The sequence below is a fragment of the Streptomyces sp. Act143 genome (genome assembly GCF_003143935.1).
In the GTDB taxonomy this organism is placed as follows: domain Bacteria; phylum Actinomycetota; class Actinomycetes; order Streptomycetales; family Streptomycetaceae; genus Streptomyces.
Genome location: NZ_QFRX01000001.1, coordinates 926,835 through 947,166, shown reverse-complemented (window position 1 = coordinate 947,166; position 20,332 = coordinate 926,835). Strand labels below are relative to the sequence as shown.

15 protein-coding genes and 1 pseudogene are annotated in these 20,332 nt (G+C 71.9%); 7 read left to right on the top strand and 9 right to left on the bottom strand.

All coding sequences use genetic code 11. From position 1 onward, the window contains the following. The first annotated feature begins 34 nt into the window (after nt 1-34). Nucleotides 35-523, top strand: a complete 489-nt coding sequence (locus tag DI272_RS04160) for a DUF6328 family protein (RefSeq protein WP_109493769.1) — start codon at nt 35-37, stop codon at nt 521-523. Here the strand turns inward: DI272_RS04160 and DI272_RS04155 are convergent. The 4 genes and pseudogenes from DI272_RS04155 to DI272_RS04140 all read right to left on the bottom strand — a co-directional run bounded on the left by DI272_RS04155 (nt 444) and on the right by DI272_RS04140 (nt 3,846). Beyond that, nucleotides 444-1,137, bottom strand: a pseudogene (locus DI272_RS04155) (DUF2238 domain-containing protein). The gene DI272_RS04160 and the pseudogene DI272_RS04155 overlap by 80 nt on opposite strands. A 65-nt stretch (nt 1,138-1,202) precedes the next feature. After that, on the bottom strand, nt 1,203-1,637 hold the full coding sequence (locus tag DI272_RS04150) for an SsgA family sporulation/cell division regulator (RefSeq protein WP_109493767.1): 435 nt from the start codon (nt 1,635-1,637) through the stop codon (nt 1,203-1,205). A 62-nt stretch (nt 1,638-1,699) separates the two neighbouring features. Next, on the bottom strand, nt 1,700-2,755 hold the full coding sequence (locus tag DI272_RS04145; protein ID WP_181387081.1) for a hypothetical protein: 1,056 nt from the start codon (nt 2,753-2,755) through the stop codon (nt 1,700-1,702). A gap of 116 nt (nt 2,756-2,871) precedes the next feature. Further along, nucleotides 2,872-3,846: an LLM class F420-dependent oxidoreductase gene (locus DI272_RS04140; RefSeq protein ID WP_109493766.1), complete on the bottom strand. Its 975-nt coding sequence runs from the start codon at nt 3,844-3,846 to the stop codon at nt 2,872-2,874. 84 nt (nt 3,847-3,930) lie between these two features. Between DI272_RS04140 and DI272_RS04135 the strand changes: the two genes are divergently transcribed. Next, nucleotides 3,931-5,346 carry a serine hydrolase gene (locus DI272_RS04135; RefSeq protein ID WP_109493765.1) on the top strand — a complete coding sequence of 472 codons (1,416 nt, stop codon included), beginning with the start codon at nt 3,931-3,933 and terminating at the stop codon, nt 5,344-5,346. Here the strand turns inward: DI272_RS04135 and DI272_RS04130 are convergent. The 5 genes from DI272_RS04130 to DI272_RS04110 all read right to left on the bottom strand — a co-directional run bounded on the left by DI272_RS04130 (nt 5,338) and on the right by DI272_RS04110 (nt 11,560). After that, nucleotides 5,338-6,948 carry a serine/threonine-protein kinase gene (locus DI272_RS04130; RefSeq protein WP_181387080.1) on the bottom strand — a complete coding sequence of 537 codons (1,611 nt, stop codon included), beginning with the start codon at nt 6,946-6,948 and terminating at the stop codon, nt 5,338-5,340. The genes DI272_RS04135 and DI272_RS04130 overlap by 9 nt on opposite strands. Nucleotides 6,949-7,089: 141 nt before the next feature. After that, complete coding sequence (locus tag DI272_RS04125) at nt 7,090-8,049, bottom strand: threonine/serine dehydratase (protein WP_109493764.1); 960 nt, start codon at nt 8,047-8,049, stop codon at nt 7,090-7,092. A gap of 142 nt (nt 8,050-8,191) precedes the next feature. After that, nucleotides 8,192-8,869 carry an AIM24 family protein gene (locus DI272_RS04120; RefSeq protein ID WP_109493763.1) on the bottom strand — a complete coding sequence of 226 codons (678 nt, stop codon included), beginning with the start codon at nt 8,867-8,869 and terminating at the stop codon, nt 8,192-8,194. 83 nt (nt 8,870-8,952) lie between these two features. Next, on the bottom strand, nt 8,953-10,248 hold the full coding sequence (locus DI272_RS04115; protein ID WP_109493762.1) for a CAP domain-containing protein: 1,296 nt from the start codon (nt 10,246-10,248) through the stop codon (nt 8,953-8,955). A 97-nt stretch (nt 10,249-10,345) separates the two neighbouring features. Continuing rightward, the gene (locus DI272_RS04110; RefSeq protein WP_375138026.1) at nt 10,346-11,560 is read right to left on the bottom strand and encodes a serine hydrolase domain-containing protein; all 1,215 of its coding nucleotides are present in this window, start codon (nt 11,558-11,560) and stop codon (nt 10,346-10,348) included. Between the two features lie 326 nt (nt 11,561-11,886). Between DI272_RS04110 and DI272_RS04105 the strand changes: the two genes are divergently transcribed. The 5 genes from DI272_RS04105 to DI272_RS04085 all read left to right on the top strand — a co-directional run bounded on the left by DI272_RS04105 (nt 11,887) and on the right by DI272_RS04085 (nt 20,327). Further along, entirely contained in the window at nt 11,887-13,644 is a 1,758-nt protein-coding gene (locus tag DI272_RS04105) for a M4 family metallopeptidase (protein WP_109493760.1), read from the top strand. A 140-nt stretch (nt 13,645-13,784) separates the two neighbouring features. After that, the gene (locus DI272_RS04100; RefSeq protein ID WP_109493759.1) at nt 13,785-14,957 is read left to right on the top strand and encodes an ROK family transcriptional regulator; all 1,173 of its coding nucleotides are present in this window, start codon (nt 13,785-13,787) and stop codon (nt 14,955-14,957) included. 27 nt (nt 14,958-14,984) lie between these two features. Further along, entirely contained in the window at nt 14,985-16,772 is a 1,788-nt protein-coding gene (locus tag DI272_RS04095; RefSeq protein WP_109493758.1) for a carbohydrate-binding protein, read from the top strand. A 19-nt stretch (nt 16,773-16,791) separates the two neighbouring features. After that, on the top strand, nt 16,792-19,140 hold the full coding sequence (locus DI272_RS04090) for a glycoside hydrolase N-terminal domain-containing protein (protein WP_109493757.1): 2,349 nt from the start codon (nt 16,792-16,794) through the stop codon (nt 19,138-19,140). After that, entirely contained in the window at nt 19,137-20,327 is a 1,191-nt protein-coding gene (locus DI272_RS04085) for an SGNH/GDSL hydrolase family protein (protein ID WP_258314459.1), read from the top strand. The genes DI272_RS04090 and DI272_RS04085 overlap by 4 nt, the downstream gene beginning before the upstream one ends. Nucleotides 20,328-20,332 lie beyond the last annotated feature (5 nt).

Genomic DNA, 20,332 nt, shown 5'->3' with positions numbered 1-20,332 from the left:
TTTGAACGATCAGACACCGGGTTACCCGTCCCGCATGGTGCAGGCACCGGAGAGGCGTACGGGCCGCGACGAGACCGCGGACGAGCGAGCCGACCGCATGTGGGGCGAGCTCATGCAGGAGATCAGGGTCGCCCAGATGGGCGTGCAGATCCTGTTCGGTTTTCTGCTGACCGTCGTGTTCACCCCGAAGTACGCCGACCTCGGCGACACCGAGCGGACCATCTACATCGTCACGGTCGTCCTCGGCGCCACCGCCACCGGCGCCCTCATCGGGCCGGTCTCCCTGCACCGCCTGGTCTCCGGGCGGCGCATCAAACCGCGGGCCGTGGAGTGGGCCTCCCGGCTGACCTTCGTCGGCCTGCTCCTGCTCCTCGTCACGACCGCCTCCTCGCTGCTGCTGATCCTCCGGGTCGCCACCCACGACCCGTTCGTGCCCTGGCTGGTCACCGCGGTTGTGGCGTGGTACCTCGTGTGCTGGTTCGTCGTCCCGCTGTGGATCCGCCGCCGCTACACGACGAAGTGACCCTGCAGGCCCGCCAACTGGTGGTCGTGCACGCGGCCGAGGACCAGCACCGACACGGTCGCCCCGACGAGCGCGCAGAACATGTCCCACTGGGTGTCCCACACATCGCCCTGCGTCGCCAGGAAGGCGTCCGCCGCCTGACCGCCGATCACCGCGGCCAGCCACTCCAGCATCTCGAAGACGGCACTGAAGGCGAGACACGCGCACACCGTCAGCGGCCCCAGCCAGCGGCTGCCGCGCAGCGGCGAGGTACGGCTGAGCACCTCCCGCACCAGTACCGCCGGTACGAACCCCTGCATGAGGTGGCCGAAACGGTCGTACGGGTTGCGCTCCAGGCCCAGTTCGTCGCGCAGCCAGTTCCCGAGCGGCACCTGCGCGTAGGTGTAGTGGCCGCCCACCATGAGCACCACCGCGTGGACGGCCAGCAGGCAGCACAGCAGGCCGGTGAGCGGGAAGCGGCGCCACACCAGCACGATCAGCGGCAGGCCCACCAGCACCCACACCGTCTCCAGCAGCCACGTCGTGCGGTCCCGCGGGTCCCACGCGGAGAGGGCCAGGCCCACGACCACGGCCCCCGCGAGCGGGACGGGCAGCGGGCGGCGGACTGCTGTCATGGTGGGGCTCCTCCTCGTCGGAGCCCTCATCGTGCCGACGCCGCGGACGCCTGGCATGAGTACGGCTACTCAGCCCGGTCCTGGGCGAACAACTCGGCGAGGAAGGCGTCGACACCGGTGCGCTCGCTGCCCGGCGGAACCAGTTCGCGCGTTCTGCGCAGGAACGCGGTCACCGCCGGGGCCCACGCGAAGACCACGGCGTGATGCCGGCCGCCGTCGGCACGGGAGTCGCCGAGGAACTCCATGCGCAGCTCCTGCCCCATCTCCGAGGACACGGGGCGCAGCCGTACGTCACCCGCCCCCACCGGGCCGCGCAGCCCCTCCGCCAGCATCTCCCGGTCCAGGCGCCACCGTGCGAGCACCCGGCCGTCATGGCTGAACACCGCCGTGACGGCGAACGGGTCGGAGGCTTCGTACGACAGGTGGGCGAGCACGGGAAAGCGGTGCGAGACGCCCGCCTGGAGCTGCACGACCAGGGACTTGTGCACGAGGGGGTTCACCTGAGGGCCTCCGGGGAGAACGGACTTGGCTCCCTCTAGTACCCCCGTCGCGCACAAGATGCTCACTCCTGCGGTTGATTCGTGCGGGCCCCGCGCAGCGCCGTGATGCACGCGCCGATGGCCTGCTGCAACTCCTCCAGCTGCTGGACCATGTCGTCCTCGTAGAAGTCCTGCGCGTCGTCGAAGGTGAGCTCCTCGAACACCTTCGTCGCCTTCTGCAGGCTGCTGTAGAACTTCGTCCGCCGCTCCTGGACCCGGAGTTCGGGGTCGGCCTCCACGGCCTCGACGACGAGGGTCTTCATGGTGTCGTAGGCCTCGGTGGCCCACTCGCCGGTGTCCTCGTCGTCCTCCAGCTCGTCGAGGAGCGACAGATGGCGCTCGGCCTCCTGACGGAGGTCGGCGGGCGCGTCGACGGTCTGACCCGCGGGGGTCTTGATCTGGCCGGACTCGGCGATCTGGCGGACGTAGCCGATCCGGTCGGCGGCGCGGCTCTCGGTGGCGACGGCCTTCTTCAGGTCGTCGGTGCGTACGACGTCACGGGCCAGCTCGGACTGGAGCTCGGGGTCCTCGCGCACCCGGTCCAGAAGCGCCTGGCGGGCGGCGCGGGCGGTGGAGGGGTCGGCCAGGATCGCGGCCCGCAGCGCGGTCGGGTTCTCGGCGACCTCCAGCGCCTTCGTCGGCCGGATGCCCTCCGCCTCGGCGGCCTCGGCGATGGCGGTGCCGCGCTCGGACGTGGCGCTGTTGCGGGAGACGTAGTAGCTCAGCCACACGTCGGCGTCCGGGAGCTCCACCTCCTGACCCGGCGTGAGCGCCTCGAACTGCGGGACGAGACCGTCGTCGGCGGCCCGGTCCCACGCCTTGTAGTAGCGCATGACGCGCTCGGCGGAGCAGCCGGCCAGCTCGGCGAACTCCTTCGCCGACACCTTCGGCGTCTCGTCCGCGCCCTGGCCGCCGGGCCGTACGCTGCGCGCCACCATCAGGCCGAAGGCCCATCCGCCGGTCCGCGCATAGGCACCGAACTCACGGGCGTCGCGCGCCACGAGGTCGGACAGGGGCGCGGGGGACGTCTCGGACGACGCCTCCGGCGACGTCTCGGACGGAGCGATCGCTAGGGTCACAGGGGTCTCTCCTGAGGAGGGGCTGGTGGGACTGCACAGGTGCAGACCGGCAGCCTATATGGACCCATTGGCAATGCTTTGGCAGACCCCGTGTGTCGGTCCTGGGCCCTGCGTCGCTACGCGTCCAGAGCGTCGTGAAGCGTGGGCAGCAGCGTCTTCTCCGCCCAGTCCAGATACGCCGGCTGCGACTCGCCGCCGATCTGCACCAGGGCGATCTCCGTGAAACCGGCGTCCGCGTAGGGACGTACGGCCTCGACGAAGTCGTCCGGGTCGTCGCCGCACGGAATGGACGCGGTGACATCGTCCGGCGTCACGAACTGGGTGGCCGACTCGAACGAATCCGGGTGCGGAAGCTCGGAGTTGACCTTCCAGCCGCCGCCGAACCAGCGGAACTGCGCGTGCGCCCGGTGCACGGCCGTGTCCCGGTCGGGGTCGTAGCAGACCGGCAGCTGGCCGACGCGCGGCTTGCCCGCGCCGCCGTGCCGGTCGAAGGAGTCGAGCAGGCCCGCCTTCGGCTCCGTCGCGATCGCCAGGTCGGCGAGCCGGCCCGCGAGGGCACAGGACTGCTCGCCGGACACCGCGAGTCCGATCGGCACCGGCGCGTCCGGCAGGTCCCACAACCGGGCCGACTCCACGTCGAAGTGCGTGCCGCGGTGGTTCACATGATCGCCCTCGAAGAGCGCCCGGATGATCTCGACCGCCTCCTGGAGCATCTCGTGCCGCACGTCGACCGACGGCCAACCGCCGCCCACCACATGCTCGTTGAGATTCTCCCCGGAGCCGAGCCCCAGCCGGAAGCGGCCCTCCGAGAGCAGTTGCATCGTCACCGCCTTCTGCGCCACGACCGCCGGGTGATAGCGGAAGGTCGGACACGTCACATAGGTCATCAGCGGAATGCGGGAGGTCGCCTGCGCGGCGGCGCCCAGCACACTCCACGCGTACGGCGAATGACCCTGCGAACGCAGCCACGGAAAGTAGTGGTCCGAGGTCACCGAGAAGTCGAAGCCCACGTCCTCGGCGCGCACCACATGGTCGACCAGCTCTCGGGGCCCGGCCTGCTCGGTCATCATCGTGTATCCGATTTGCACCATAAGGCGCGAGTCCCCTGACCGGGCCAGGGAAAACGGCCGACCGGCATCTGGATCATGCCGCGGCTCCCGGGGCAGGATGCCCGTATGAGTGCCCGCCCCCTGCCCACGAGCCCCCCGTCCGCCGAGGGTGTCGACGCGTCCGGTGTGCACGCCTTCCTGGACGCCGTCGAAGCCGCCCCCGACATCGAGCCGCACAGCCTGATGATCCTGCGCCACGGCAAGGTCGTGGCGTCCGGCTGGTGGGCGCCGTACACCGCCGAGCGCCCCCATCTGCTGTACTCCCTCAGCAAGAGCTTCACCGCCACGGCCGCCGCCTTCGCCGTGGCCGAGGGGCTGCTGCGCCTGGACGACCCGGTGATCTCGTACTTCCCGGAGTTCGACGCGGACATCACCGACCCGCGCAGCCGAGCGATGCTCGTCCGGCATGTCGCGACCATGTCCAGCGGCCATGCGGCCGAGACGCACGAGCGGGCACTGGAGGCGGACCGCGAGGAGCCGGTGCGCGGCTTCCTGCTGCTGCCGCCGGACGGCGACCCGGGCACGGTCTTCGCCTACAACCAGCCCACCACCTACACCCTCGCCGCCATCGTCCAGCGGGTGACCGGCCAGTCCCTCACCGACTATCTGCGCCCGCGTCTCTTCGACCCGATCGGCATCGGCGACGTGGCCTGGCAGCGCGACCGTGCCGGTCGCGAGCTGGGCTTCAGCGGGCTGCACGCCACGACCGACGCGATCGCCCGGCTGGGCCGGCTGTACCTCCAGAGCGGCGTGTGGGACGGCGAGCGGCTGCTGTCCGAGGAGTGGGTCGCGGAGGCCACCCGGTCGCACATCCCCAGCGGTGACGAGACCTGGTCGGCGGACTGGCGGCGGGGCTACGGCTTCCAGTTCTGGATGTCCCGGCACGGCTTCCGCGGCGACGGGGCGTACGGGCAGTACTGCATCGTGCTGCCCGAGCAGGACGCGGTCGTCGCGATCACCGGCGCCACCGAGCAGATGCAGCAGCTCCTGGACCTGGTCTGGGACAAGCTGCTGCCCGCCTTCGGCGGCGAGCCGCTGTCCGGCCGGGACGCGCAGGACGCCGCGCTGGCCGAGCGGCTGTCCCGGCTGGCGCTGCCGCCGGCCGCGGGCAGGCCGGCCCCGCCGGAGCGGCCCCTCGTCTTCACGCCGTACGACGGTGTCTGCGCGGAGGCGCCGATGCTGACGGCCGTGGAGCTCGACGCGGACGGCCGCACGCTGACCCTCGTGGAGAAGGGGGAACGGCTGGAGCTGCGGTGCGGTGAGCCCGGCTGGACCGTCACCGAGGGCCCGGTGCCGACCGCGGTGAGCGGCGGATGGACCGGCGAGGGCACCCTCGCCCTCGACCTGGCGCTGCTGGAGACACCGCACCGCATGGAGCTGACCTGCTCGCTCACGGACGGCACGTTCCGTGTGAAGTGGGGCACCCAGCCGCTGGGCGGTCCCCGCATCAGGGCCCTGCGCGCGCCTCGCGACTCAGACTGACGGCACCTCGAAGGTCCGCAGGACCGTCTCCAGGGTCTGCTGGTCGGCGGGGTCGTCCCAGTCCGCCGCCGGGGTCGTCCAGCGCAGCGAGTAGCCGCGGCCCCCGCCGATCAGGAAGCCCCGGCCCAGGGTGTGCACCCGGGTGCCGTCGACGGTGGCGAGCCACTCCATGTCGGCGGCCTCGCGGCCCTGGTACGTCGTCGCCCGGATCTCCCCGACGCGCCGGTAGTCGCCGCTCTGCCGCAGCCCCGGCTCGACGTCGTCCCGCCAGACGGCGACCGGGTCGTCGCCCACGCGCGTGCTGTAGGTGACGGCGAGCGTGCGGGGGTCGCCCTCGGCGCCGAGGACGACGCGGTAGGCCAGGTCGTCCTGCTGCGTCGTGCTCAGCGCCGTCCAGCCCCGGGGGAGGGAGACGGAGAAGCCCTGGGGCGCGGTGTAGTGCTGGAAGGCCGGGGTGGGGGACGGGGCCGCGGTGGTCGGGGACCGTGTCGGACTCGGCGTCGGAGTCGGTTTCTGCGTCGGCTGCCGCGTGGGGGTCGGCTCGGGTGCGGGCTGTGCCGGCTCACCGCCGGTGGCCGAGGCGGTGGGGCCGGCCGGCGGGGCATCCGCCGCGGAGTCGTCGGCATCCGTGGACAGCCGGCCCGTCGCGGCGAGAACGGCGACGGTCACGGTGACGACGGCCAGCGCCGTTCCCGCGGCCATCGTGCGCCGGCCGCGGCCCGGCCCGGCATCGTGGAGGCGGCGCAGCAGCGGCACCGGGGTCTCGTCCGGGAGGGCGTCGGGTTCCTCCGTCACCACGCGGGACAGGGCCTCGCGCACCGCCTGACGGCCCAGCCGTTCGCGGGAGTTCTTGCGCAGCAGCCCCTGCACGGTCGGGGTGAGCGGACCGGCCCGCACCGGGCCGCGCAGCGGCAGCCGGTCCACCCCCTTCAGCGTGGTCTCCGGGCTGTCCCGGTCACGGAACGGCGGCCGGCCCTCGACCATCGCGTAGAGCATCGCGCCCAGCGCCCACAGATCGGCCGCCGGACCGATGCGCTCGTCGCGGGCCTGTTCCGGGGAGGCGTACGACGGTGCGCTGACTCTGGGGACGAGGGTCGCCCCGGCCAGCCCGAAGCCGGTCACCACGACGGGGCCCCGGTCGGGCACGAACACCTGGCCCGGACTGAGCTCGCCGTGTGTGATGCCCTCGCTGTGCCCGGCCTCCAGCACGTCGAGCAGCTCCAGGCCGATGCGGGCCGCGCGGGCATGGCCGAACGCGCCCTGCCGTTCGAGGAGTTCGCCCAGCGGTATGCCGTCGATCCACTCGGTGACGGTCCACAGGGTGCCGTACTCCTCGACGGCGTCGACGACCGCGGCGACCCGGCCCGGGCACAGCCGGCCCATGGTCTCGGCCATCCGGACGACCCGGGCGACGGCCCGCCGCGCGCTCTCCCCGTCCGGATCGGGCGGCAGCCCCGTTTGGGTGAGGAGGCAGGGCCGACCGGCCTCGACGTCCTCGCCGTACCAGCAGACGCGGTTGGTCTCGCGGTGAAGGACCTCCACGAGCCGGTACCGTCCGGCGACCAGCTCTTGTGTGGAGACGTGCGCCTTGACCATGGTCATCCCTCGCTGAACCCCTGGCTCTCACCTTTCCCACAGGTACGAAGGGCGCGACGGGGTGCGTTCAGCCGAAAGCCGGCCGGTTTCCTGACATGCGGTCACCGCACGGGAATTGACGAATGGTCAAGGATGAGTGACGAATGGTCAGAGAAGGCCGAATCGTTCCGCCCAGGCCATGACGTCCCCGGTCGTCGCGTTGCCGCCGCAGACGACCAGCCCCAGCCGGGCACCGTCCCCGACCCGCTCCAGCACCCGCCGGGCCGCCGGCAGCAGACAGCCGGCGGCGGGCTCGGCCCACACCTTGGCGTGGTCGGCGAGCCCGAGCGAGCCCTGCACGGCCTCCCGGTCGGTGACCACGAGCACCTCGTCGACCAGGGCCGACACATGGTCGTACGTCAGCTGCGACACCGCGGGGGCGCTGAGCGTGGACACGATCGACGACAGTGCGACCGGCACCGGTCCGCCCGCCGCCAGCGCCTCGGACATGGCCGTGGCGCCCTCGGTCTCCACACCCCAGATCCGCACCCCCGGCCGCCGGGCCCGCAGCGCCGCCGCGACCCCCGCCATCAAGCCGCCGCCCCCGATGCTGACGAGGACGTCGGTGAGTTCGCCGGCGTCGTCCGCGAACTCCAGTCCCACGGTGCCCTGTCCGGCGACGACCACCGGGTCGTCGAAGGGGTGGACCAGCGTCAGCCCCTCGTCCCGCAGCCGCGTCACGAGCGAGAACGCGCCGCCCATGTCCTCGGTCAGCCGTACCGCGGCACCGGCCTCCTCGGCGATCTGGACGGCACGGGCGGGCGCCGAACGCGGCATGACCACCGTGGCCTTCACATGGAGGGCCGCGGCCGTCAGCGCGAGCGCGATGCCGTGATTGCCGCCGCTGACCGCCACCACACCCGCGGCCCGCTCCGCCTCGCTCAACGACAGCAGCTTCGCCGTCGCGCCGCGCGCCTTGAACGAGCCGGTGCGCTGGAGCAGTTCGAGCTTGGCGGTGACCGGGGCACCGAGCAGCGCGGACAGGCCGGGGCTCGGCACGGTGGGGGTGCGGACGACGTGTCCGGCGATCCGCTCGGCCGCGGCTTCGATCTCGGAGATCCCGATCAAGGCAGTCACCCTTCCGGTGCGGACGGCCCGCACCGCTTCGACCCTGACGCGGCGCGCGCCGCCGGTCAACCGGGTTCCGAAAGGGCCGCCGCAGCACCCCTGCCGGGCCAGGGGAGGTCCAGCAGGGCCCTCGGTCGTCGGGTTAGTGCTGCTGCGGCTTGTGCGGTGTCGTCTCGCTCGGCCGTACGACGACGTATCCCTCGCCCCGCAGCATCAGCTGGACCGCTTCGCCCGAACCGCCGCGCAGCATCGAGCCGATGGACTGCGAACGGTGCAGCGAGGTGTCGAGGCCGGCCGTCCAGCCCACGACCGCGTCCGTGTCGACGTACACCGGGAACTGCGCCGAGACCGGGATGACCAGCGGGTTGCCCTCGCAGACCAGGCCCAGCCGGCCCTGTCCGGTGAAGACGCTGTTGAACAGGCCGCCCCCGCTGATCCCGGCGCCCTTCACCGTCGCGATCCGGTACGACAGCGAGGCGTCGAAACACAGGACGTTGCGGCCGTTGACGGTGAATTCGTCGCCGGGGTCGATGTCGACGACGAAGCAGTTCTGCGCCTCCTGCGCGAACCAGGCCTCGCCCTGCCCGCGCGCGGCCATGAGGGGCAGGCCCTCGCCGGTGACCGCGCGTTTGAGCATGCCGCCCACGCCCTGGCCCTTGCGTTCGAACTGGAGGTTGCCGCGGTAGGCGATCATCGATCCCTGGCGGGCGAGCATCTCGCCGTTCACCGCGTATCTGATGCACTTGGCGTTCTCGACGGTCATGCCCGGCGCCGTGGCCGGCTGGACCATGTGCTCACTGGAAAACAGGTCACCCTTCATGAGGGCATGGTGTCCCGGAGGGTTTCCTTCCGTCACGGGGCCGGTCGGCGGTGTGTCCGCACGGAACGGCGGAGGTGGTGCGGTCAGGCGCCGAAGAGCTGGGTCCAGTACGTACCGGCCGGACCGCCGCCCGCGAAGCCGATGCCGATGTGGGTGAAGTCCGGTTTCAGGATGTTGGCGCGATGGCCGGGGCTGTTCATCCACCCTTCGACGACCTCGGCGGGCGAACGCTGACCGCAGGCTATGTTCTCGCCGATCGAGCGCCGGGTGGCGCCCGCGGCGGCGGCCCGGTCCCAGGGCCGGCTCCCGTCGGGGGACGTGTGGGAGTAGAAGGCGCGGGCGATCATGTCCGTGCTGTGTGCCTGCGCGGCGGCGGTGAGACGGGGGTCCACGGCCAGGGGCGGCAGACCGTGCCGGGTGCGCTCGTGGTTGGTGCGGTCGACGACCTCGGACGCGGTGCGGGCCAGTTCGGTGGGGGTGAGCGGGCGGGCCCACAGAGCCGTCCAGTAGGTGTCGCCGGAGCGGCTGTCGGCGACGTACGCCAGACCCGCGTGCAGGAACGCCGGGTCGTGCAGGGTCTGCCGGGGCGGGGCGGTGCGCAGGCAGTAGGCGACGAACTCGGCGGGGGAGCGGGGGCCCGAAACGAGGTGCTCGCCGACGGTGACGTACGAGTAGCCGGTGGCGGTCAGACGCTGGTGGACGGAGACGCCGTCCCCGCCCTCGATGCCGAGGCGGCCCGCCGCGGCCATGGCCAGGGCGTGCGCCCGGGCCGCGGAGGTCAGGCGGGCGTCGAGCGCGACGGGCGGGGAACCGGCGGCGGCGCGGGCGGAGTTGACCAGCCCGAGGAAGCCGTCGGGGTCGGGGGAGGGGGCGTGTCCCGGGGCGGGTGGCGGGGGCGTGCCATCGGCGACGTCCACCCCGAAGTCGCGTGCCAGTCCGGCGAGTCCGTCGGCGTAGCCCTGGCCGAGGGCGCGCAGTTTCCAGCCGGTGCCGCGCCGGTAGACCTCGGCGAGGAGCAGCACGGTCTCCTCACGGGGGCGGGGCGGGGCGAACCGGGCCAGGAGACGCCCGCCGGGCCCCGTGACGTCGAGGACGGGGGCGGGCAGGCGCCCCGACGCGGTGCCCGGGTCGGCCGGGCTGACCACGACGGTGACCTTGGCGGCACCGGCGCGCAGACGTGCCGGGTCGAGGGACAGGGTGTCGCCGGTCAGCCGGGCTCCGGGGGCGGCGGGCTGGTTGTAGAAGACGAAGTCGGCGTCGCCCCCGACCTTGCCGTCCTCGCCGGTGATCAACGCGGACACGTCGAACGGGCCGGGCACCCGGACGGTCACGGCACCGGCCGGGAGGGGCAGATTGCCCCCGGGAACCAACTCGGTCATCGTGCCGTCCTGCGGTGTCGTGGTGCGGGGCCCCGGCGGGGGTGTCCGGACAACGTCCGCCCCGCCCCCCGGGGGTTCCCGTCCGAGCAGGAGCGCCTCAGTCCCTGACCACCCCCGGCGCGATGTCCTCGTACCGCTCCGCCCCCGTCGCCGAGCCGCGGAGCGTCTTCGCCCGCTTCCCGCAGAACGCCGACTCCAGCGTGCCGAACATCGTGTTGAGGACGGTCCCGTTGTTGGAGGTGTTGACGAGCGCGCTGACGCTGCGCCTGCCGTTCTTCGAGGTGAAGGCGTACGTGTAGTAGCCCTGAACGGCACCCGTGTGGCCGTACACCGACACCCCGCACGACAGGGTGCGGCGGCGCAGACCGAGGCCGTACGACGTGTTGCCGTTCACCTTCCACCAGCGCTGCATCTGGTCCAGGCTCGCGGCGGAGGTCAGTTTCCCGCGGAGCAGGGCCGACAGGAAGGTGTTGAGGTCCCCGGCGGTGGAGATGATCGAGCCCGCGCTCTGCGCCCAGGACGTGGTCTGCCGGGTGGCGTCGACCAGGGCGGCGCCGGGCGTGTCCGGGGTGAGGTAGCCGCGGGCGTGGCGGCCGGGGAGCTTCACACCCGGGTGGACGTAGAAGGTGTTCCGCAGTCCGAGGGGCTCGAAGATGCGCTTCTCGTACGCGGTCTGCACGGACTGACCGGTCAGCTTCTCGATGAGCATCCCGGCGACGACGAAGTTGGTGTTGGAGTACGAGTAGGCCACGCCGGGGCGGTTGGTGCGGGGGTGGCGCAGGGAGCGGTTCACCAGCTCGCGGTAGCTGAAGACCTTGGTGCGGACGGCCTCGAAGCCCGGGACCGTGCGCGCGAACATGTCGTTCGTGTAGTCGTACAGGCCGCTGCGGTGGCTCAGGACGTGGCGCACGGTGATGCGGTCGTCGGGCAGCAGGCCCGGCAGGTAGTGGTTGACCGACGTGTCGAGCCTGAGCTTCCGCTCGTCGACCAGTTGCAGCAGCACCACGGCGGAGAAGGTCTTGGTGACGCTGCCGATGCGGAACCGGTCGCGGGTGCTGATGGTGCGTCCGGTCTTCCGGTCGGCGACACCGGTCACCGCCCGGTAGACCGTGTCGCGGTCGTCGATGCGGGCCAGCGCGCCGGGCGCGCCCTGTCGCAGGGCCGTGCGCAGCACCGCACGGACCCCGGCGAGGTCCGGTTCGGCCAGAGCCGCGGCGCCGGCCGGGGCGGGGGCGCTGTCCGCCGTGGCGTGGGCCGGGACCGCCAGCAGGGAGAGCAGTACCGTCCCTGACACCGTTGCTCTGCGCAGCATTTGTGATGACATCCGACTGTTTCTCCCGTTCCTGGCGGTCGGTCCTCGGTGCGAGATCGGTCACACGGGCGTCGGGCAACCTTTTCGCACCCCGTCACATCTCCACAGCCGACGCACAGTTGGTCAGCCGCTGATCACTGAGTGGTGCGGATTTGCAAAGTATTGCCATGAAAAGCCAGAAAACCGATGATTTGGGCTTTACGTGGACATGACTCATCCGTAAGGGTTGCGACCCGGGGCCCGACCAGCCCCCATGGTGCTCAACCGCGCCATGTCCCAGGGCGGTTGGTGATCCCGGCCGCCTTCGCACGAAGGAACCCTCAACAGTGCGTAGACCCCACATACGCAGCCTGGCCGTCGCCGTCGCGGTGACGACGGCCGCCACGGGGCTCGCGGGCACGGCCTTCGCCGGCCCGTCCACGGGGAAGCCGGCCCAGGCTCCGGCTGTCACCGCCACGTCCGTCGTCGACGCGGCCCGCACCGCCGCGTTCGCCCACGCCGCCGCGACCGGAGTCGCCCAGGGCGACGAACTCCACGCCCAAGACGTGCTGATCGACCCGGAGGGGGCCCGGCACGTCCGGTTCGTCCGGGCGCACCAGGGCATGCCCGTCCTCGGCGGCGACCTCGTCGTCCACCTCACCGAGCGGCTGACCTACGCGGGTGTCACCCGAGCGGCCGACCACCAGGTCGACCCCGCGGCCACGCGCGCCCGGCTGACGGCCCGCCAGGCCGAGGAGAAGGCCGCGACCGTCGCGAAGGGCGACGCCGGCCCGGCCGAACTCGTCGTCGACGCCCGCGACGGCGCCGCGGCCCTCGCCTACCAGGTCCAGGTCACCGACAGCGCCACCACCGAGGCCGGCGGCTCCCGCACCGTCGTCGTCGACGCGCTCACCGGCAAGGTGCGCAGCAACACGCCCGACAGCGACGAGTTCCTGTCGCCCCGGCTCGTCGACACCCTGCGCGAGCGCGGCGAGACGCTCGACCCGGCCACCGGCACCGCCCCGCAGGCCTCCGCGCTCGCGGCGACAGCGAACGGCACCGGCACCTCCCTCTTCGCCGGGAAGGTCCCGCTGACCACCACCAAGACGGGCAGCCGCAGCTACCTCCTGAAGGACCCCAGCCGCTGGGGCACCGAGACCCGCGACGCCAAGGGGCAGGAGCTGGAGAACTTCGCCCGCGGCAAGAAGTTCACCTCCACCACCAACAAGTGGGGCAACGGCGCCGTCTCCAACCGGGCCAGCGCCGCCGTCGACGCTCAGTACGGCATCACCAAGACCCTCGACTTCTACAAGAAGACCTTCGGCCGCAAGGGCATCGCCAACAACTCCAAGGGCGCCAAGGCGATGGTCCACTTCGGCAACAAGGTGGCCAACGCGTTCTGGGACCCGGCCTGCGGCTGCATGCTGTACGGCGACGGCGACGGGGACATGTTCAAGAAGCCGCTCGTCGTCCTCGACGTCACCGGCCACGAACTCACCCACGGCGTCGTGGACGCCACCGCCCGCCTGGAGCCCACCCGGGTGGACGCGGACGGCAACCAGTACGGCGAGGCCGGCTCCCTCAATGAGTCCCTGGCCGACATCTTCGGCTCCAACGTCGAGTTCAGCGCGAACAACGCCAAGAACCCGCCCAACTACCTGCTGGGCGAGAAGCTCGGCCTGGATCAGAAGTTCCTGCGCCGCCTCGACAAGCCGTCCCTGGACGTCCTCGAAGGCGCCATCGACTACTGGTCGCCGGCCGCCTACGACGCCGAGGTGCACGCCGGGTCCGGCATCTCCTCGCACGCGTACTACCTGCTCGCCGAGGGCAGCGGCCGCAAGAAGATCGGCAGCGTCACCTACGACTCGCCGACCTTCGACGGCCTGCCCGTGAAGGGCATCGGCCGCGCCAAGGCCACGGCGATCTACTACCGCGCCCTGACCCGCTACATGGTCTCCACCACCGACTTCCACGACGCCCGCGTGGCGACGCTGAAGGCGGCGAAGGACCTCTACGGCGCCGGCAGCGCGGAGTACCGGGCGGTTGACCGCTCCTGGGCCGCCGTGAACGTGACCCCGGCCAACACGCCCGCGGCACGGCACTGACGCGCCCCGGCCGCCGGGCGCCTTTCGCCCGGCGGCCGGGCCTCGCGGCTCACCCGGGGCACGCGCGTCCCGGAGCCGTCGCACAGCCAATTCCGTTTCTTTTATTGACGACGGAAAAGAACCCCCATAGGTTTCCGGCCATGCGCCCGATCCCTCGCGCCGAGTCGTTCCCCGTCAACACACCTGCCGCCGCGCAGGTGTTCACCACCGTCCTCACCCAAGGCCCCCTCGCCCGGCTGGAAGTGGCCCGGCGCGCGGGCCTCTCCCCGGCCGCCGTCACCAAGGCCGTCCGGCCCCTGATCGAGGCCGGGTACCTGGTGGAGGACGTGGACGAGGAGGCCCGTCCGGCGCTCGGGCGGCCCGCCAATCTCGTCCGGGTGGACGGCGGCCGGGCCCTGTTCGTCGGTGTCAAGGTGACCGGCGACGAGATCATCGGCGTCCTCACCGACCTGCGCTGCCGCATCCGCGTCGCCCGGCACGTAGCGCTGCCCGACCGCGCCCCGAAGGCGGTGCTGGCGTCGATCGCGGAGCTGGTGCACGGCCTCCTCGCGGAGGCGACCGGCCTGCGGGCACCCGTCCTGGGCCTCGGTGTCGCCGTCTCCGGGGACGTGGACCGCGGCGAAGGCGCCGTCCGCTACTCGCCGTTCCTCGACTGGCGTGACGTGCCGCTCGGCGAACTCGTCACGATGACCACGGGGTTGCCGGTCACCGTCGACAACGACGTGCGTGCCCTGACCGTCGCCGAGCAGTGGTTCGGCGCCGGCGCCGGACTGTCCGACTTCGCCGTGGTGACCGTCGGCGCCGGCATCGGCTGCGGTCTCGTCGTGCACGGCCGGGTGGTCGCCGGGGCGCACGGGGTGGCCGGGGAGATCGGCCACGTCACCGTCGATCCCGCCGGGCCGCTCTGCCACTGCGGCAACCGCGGCTGCGTGGAGGCGATCGCCGGAGAGGCCGCCATCGTCCGCGGCATCCGTGCGGCCACCGGCGCCGAACTCGCCGACGCCGACCAGGCCCTGGCCATGGCTCACGACGGCGTCCCCGGGGCGCGGGAGGTGTACGCCCGCGCCGGTGAGGCGATCGGCCGCGGCATCGCCACCGTCGCCAACCTCCTCGGCCCCGAACGCGTGATCATCTCCGGTGAGGGCCTGGCCGCCTACGACCTGTTCGCCGAGCACATCCGCGACGCCTTCACCGCAGCCGCCTTCGGCTCCGCCGCCCAGTGCGACGTCCAGACCCGCCCGCTCCCCTTCGAGGAGTGGGCCCGCGGGGCCGCGGCCACCGCCATCCAGTCCTTCGTCCGAGCCGACACCTAGCCGTCACCGACCTTGGAGGTACGACCCATGCGGTCATCCTCGTACTCCGTCATGCCCGCACGCACCCTCAGAAGCCTGGTGGTCCTGGCCCTGGCCGCCGGTGCCGCCGTCACCGCACCCCCGGCCCGCGCCGAGACCGCTCCCCTCGCCGCCAAGCCCTACATGGGCTGGTCCAGCTGGAGCATGCAGTCCTCCAAGTACCCCGGCCTCAACCCGGACGGCGACTACAGCTACCTCACCGAGGCCAACGTCCTGAAGCAGGCCGGCGCCCTGGCCGCCAAGCTGAAGAAGTACGGCTACGAATACGTCAACATCGACGCCGGCTGGTGGATGGACAAGGCGTGGAAGTCCGGCTTCGACGCGTACGGCCGCCAGAAGCCCGACCCCGCCCGGTTCCCGCGCGGCATGAAGGCCGTCGCCGACGACCTCCACGCCAAGGGCCTGAAGGCGGGCATCTATCTGCCCGCCGGTCTGGAGAAGGGCGCGTACGGCGACGGACGGACGCCGATCTGGAACGCCGACGGCTGCACCACCGCCGACATCGTCTACGACGACCTGCGCACCACCAACGGCTGGGACAGCGCCTACAAGCTCGACTTCGCCAAGCCCTGCACCCCCAAGTACATCGACTCGCAAGCCCAAATGATCGCCGACTGGGGCTACGACTTCCTCAAGCTCGACGGCGTCGGCCCCGGCTCCGGCAAGAGCGGCGACCAGTACGACAACGTTGCCGACGTGGCCGCCTGGAACAAGGCGATCGCCGCCACCGGCCGCCCCATCCACCTCGAACTGTCCTGGTCCCTCGACATCGGCCGCGCCGCCGACTGGAAGAAGTACTCACAGGGCTGGCGCGTGGACACCGACGTCGAGTGCTACTGCAACACCCTCGTCAGCTGGGAGAACTCCGTCGACGACCGCTGGGACGACACCCCCGCCTGGACCCGGCACGCGGGGCCCGGCGGCTGGAACGACCTCGACTCCCTCGACGTCGGCAACGGCGAGATGGACGGCCTGACCAAGGCCGAGCGGCAGAGCTACGCCACGCTGTGGGCCATCGCCAAGTCCCCCCTCTACACCGGCGACGACCTCACCCGCCTCGACTCCTACGGCCTGTCCCTGCTGACCAACCGCGAGGTCATCGCCGTCGACCAGGGCGCCAACCCGCCCGCACACCCGGTCACCCCGTCCGACCCGCAGCAGGTGTGGGCCGCGAAGAACACCGACGGCAGCTACACCGTCGCCCTGTTCAACCTGGCCGACAAGCCCGCCTCGGTGACCGCCGACTGGTCCACCCTCGGCTTCACCGGCAAGGCCGCCGTCCGGGACCTGTGGAACCACGAGAACCTCGGCACCTACAAGAACAGGATCACCCAGGCACTGCCCGCCCACGGCTCCCGCCTGTTCACCGTCACCCCGCGCGGCACCGCCCTGACCTGGACCGGCATCGAGGCAGAGGCCCCGTCGAACACCCTCTCCGGCAACGCCTCCGTGGCCGACTGCTCCGCCTGCTCCGGCGGCAAGAAGGTCGGCAACCTCTACCTCGGCGGCAAGCTGACCGTCAACGACATCGTCGTCGACCAGCCCGGCACCTACCAGCTCAAGGTCGCCTACATCAGCGGTGACGCCCGCTCGGTGGACGTCTCGGCGAACGGGGGCGGCGCCACCCGCCACAAGTTCCCGTCCACCGGCGACTGGGGGACCGTGGCCACCGTCCACGTGCCCGTGACGCTCAAGGCGGGCGCCAACACGGTCACCTTCGACAGCGGCACCGGCTACGCGCCGGACATCGACCGGATCGACGTCCCCCAGTCCTGACCCCTCACCAGGAGCCGTCATGACCATCGAACCGTCCAGACGCACCCTGCTGGCCCTCGCCGCGGCGACCGGCGCTCTCTCCGGCCTGCCGGCCTTCACGGCCTCCGCCGCCCCGGACCGGCCGGCCGACTCGGCCTCGTACGAAGGCACTTCACACGACACGCTCTGGTGGCGGGCCCCCGCCGACGAGCACTCGATGATCGAACAGGGCCTGCCCGTCGGCAACGGCCGCCTCGGCGCCCTCGCGAGCAACGACCCGGGGCGTGAACTCCTCCTCGTCACCGACGCCACGATGTGGACCGGCGGCCGCAACGACACCCTCGACGCCGACGGCCAATTCCCCTACGGGCGCGACGACTTCGGTTCCTTCACACTGCTCGCCCGGCTCGCCGTGGACATCCCCGACCACGACCTGTCCGCCGTCAACGGCTACCGCCGCACCCTCGACCTCGCCCGGGGCGTGGTCACCACGTCGTACGTCCGCGCCGGTGTCACCTACCGCCGGGAGATCTTCGCCAGCCGCCCCGACGACGTGATCGTCCTGCACTTCACCCAGAACGGCGGCGGCCGGTACACCGGCTCCGTGACCCTGGAGGGCACACACGGGGAGGGCGCCACGGCGGCGTCCTTCGGGGCCGCCTTCCCCAACGGGCTGCGGTACGGCGCCGCGGTCAAGGCGTACGGCACGGGCGGACGCGTCGCCGTGAACGGCAACCGCATCGACTTCTCCGGCTGCCGCGACCTGACCGTCGTCGTCAGCGGCGGCACCGACTATGCGCCCGACGCGCGCACCGACTACCGCGATCCCGCCCTCGACCCGGAGGAGCTCGCCCGCACCAAGGTCCGCGACGCCGCCGCGCACACGGCCGACGTCCTGCTGCGCACCCATGTCGCCGACCACCGGGCCCTCTTCGGGCAACTCGGCCTCTCCCTCGGAACCTCCACGGACGAGCAGCGTGCGCTGGACACCTGGGAACGGCTGAAGGCCCGCGCCCGCGACGGCGTGCCCGACCCCGAACTGGAAGCGCAGTACCTCCAGTTCGGCCGGTACCTGATGATCGCCGGTTCCCGGGACAGCCTCCCGCTCAACCTCCAGGGCCTGTGGCTGGACGGCAACGACCCGGACTGGATGGGCGACTACCACACCGACATCAACATCCAGATGAACTACTGGATGGCCGACCGGGCGGGGCTCACCCGGTCCTTCGACGCCCTCACCGACTACTGCCTCGCCCAGCTCCCCTCCTGGACGGACACGACCCGCCGGCTCTTCAACGACCCGCGCAACCGCTACCGCAACTCCACCGGCAGGAACGCCGGATGGACCGTCGCCATCTCCACCAACCCGCACGGCGGAGGCGGCTGGTGGTGGCACCCGGCGGGCAACGCCTGGCTGTGCAACTCCCTCTGGGAGCATTACGAGTTCACCGGCTCCCGCACCCATCTGGAGAAGATCTACCCCCTCCTGAAGGGCGCCTGCGAGTTCTGGGAGGCCCGGCTGCTCACCACCACCCTGCCCGGCACCACGCGGGAGGTGCTCATCGCCGACAGCGACTGGTCGCCCGAACACGGCCCGCTCGACGCCAAGGGCATCACCTACGCCCAGGAACTCGTATGGGCGCTCTTCGGCAACTACTGCGTCGCAGCCGCGGAGCTGAAGCGCGACAGCGGATTCGCCGACACCGTCGCCGGGTTGCGCAAGCGGCTCCATCTGCCGCAGGTCAGCCCGAGGACGGGCTGGCTGGAGGAGTGGATGTCCCCGGACAACCTGGGGGAGACCACCCACCGGCACCTGTCCCCGCTCGTCGGTCTCTTCCCCGGCGACCGCATCCGCCCCGACTCCCCGCCCGAGCTGGTGGCGGGCGCCACCGCGCTGCTCACCGCCCGCGGCATGGAGAGCTTCGGCTGGGCGAACGCCTGGCGCGCGCTGTGCTGGGCCCGCCTCAAGAACGCGGAGAACGCCTACCGGCTGGTCGTCAACAACCTCCGCCCGTCCGGCGACGGCAGCAACGGCACCGCGTTCAACCTCTTCGACATCTACGAGGTGGAGAAGGGACGCGGCATCTTCCAGATCGACGCCAACTTCGGCACCCCCGCCGCGATGATCGAGATGCTCCTCTACTCCCGGCCGGGCCGCATCGAACTCCTCCCGGCTCTTCCCGGGGCATGGGCCGCCGCCGGCGCCGTCAGCGGGGTGGGGGCACGCGGTGGATTCGTCGTCGATCTACGGTGGAGGGATGGGAAACCGATCGAAGCACGCATACGCAGCGTCGGCGGCCGCACCACGACCGTGGAGTACGGGGGAACGAGCCGCACCGTGACGCTGCGACCGGGCGCCTCCGTCACGCTGAAGGACTTCACCCGGTGACCCGGGCGCGCCGCCTGCTGGCCGCCGCCCTGACCGCCGCGGCCCTTCAGATCCCGTCGGCCTCGGCGGCGGAGAACCCGCCCGACGGCGTCGTCACCTGGGGCGCGAGTGCCGACCGCATGGGCGACGCGGTCGCCGGCCGCGGCTACCGCATGGTCGTGCACACCAGCGCCGCGGGCCGGGACCTGCGCATCCGGCTGTCCAACGCCTTCGGCGACCGGCCGGTGACCTTCGACAGCGTCTACGCCGGGGTGCAGCAGCAGGGCGCCGAGCTGGTCCGCGGCAGCAACCGGCGGCTGACCTTCGCCGGCTCGGACTCCGTGACCGTCACGGCCGGCACCACCGTCTACAGCGACCCGCTGCCGGGGAAGCTGTCCGCCGGGACCGACCTGGTCATCAGCGTCCACAGCCCGGACGCGGCGGGCCCGGCCACCGGGCACTGGATGGCGATGCAGACCTCGTACCTCACCGACGGCGACCACACCGCCGAGGAGAGCGGCGACCGGTGGGCCGCGTCGATCGGCTCCTGGTTCTACCTCGACGCGGTCTCCGTGCGGGCGGCCCCCGGCACCGGGGCGGTCGTCGCGCTCGGGGACTCCATCACGGACGGCTGGCAGTCCACGACCGACCTGAACCGCCGCTGGCCCGACTACCTGGCCCGACGGCTCCAGAAGTCGTCGAGCACGGTCAAGGGCGTGGCCGACGAGGGCATCTCCGGCAATCGGGTGCTCACCGACGGCCCCGGCCAGAGCGCCCTGAACCGGCTGGACCGGGACGTGCTCTCGCTGCCGGGCGTACGGACCGTGTTCCTCTTCGAGGGCGTCAACGACATCAAGTCCCACACCGGGGTCACCGCCCAGGACCTGATCGACGGCTACCGGCAGATCGCCGACCGGGTGCACGCGGCCGGCAAGTGCCTGGTCGTGTCCACCGTCGGCCCCTTCAAGGGATGGTCGGAATGGGACCCGGCGGCCGAGGCGGTACGGCAGGAGGTGAACCAATTCATCAGGGAGAGCGGGGAGTTCGACGCGGTCACCGACTTCGACCGCGTCCTGCGCAGCCCCTACGACCACGAACGGATGCTGCCCTTCTTCGACGGCGGCGACCACATCCACCCCAACGACAAGGGCATGCAGGCGATGGCGGACGCCGTCGCCCTCGACAGCCTGGACTGCACTGACAACTGACGTGC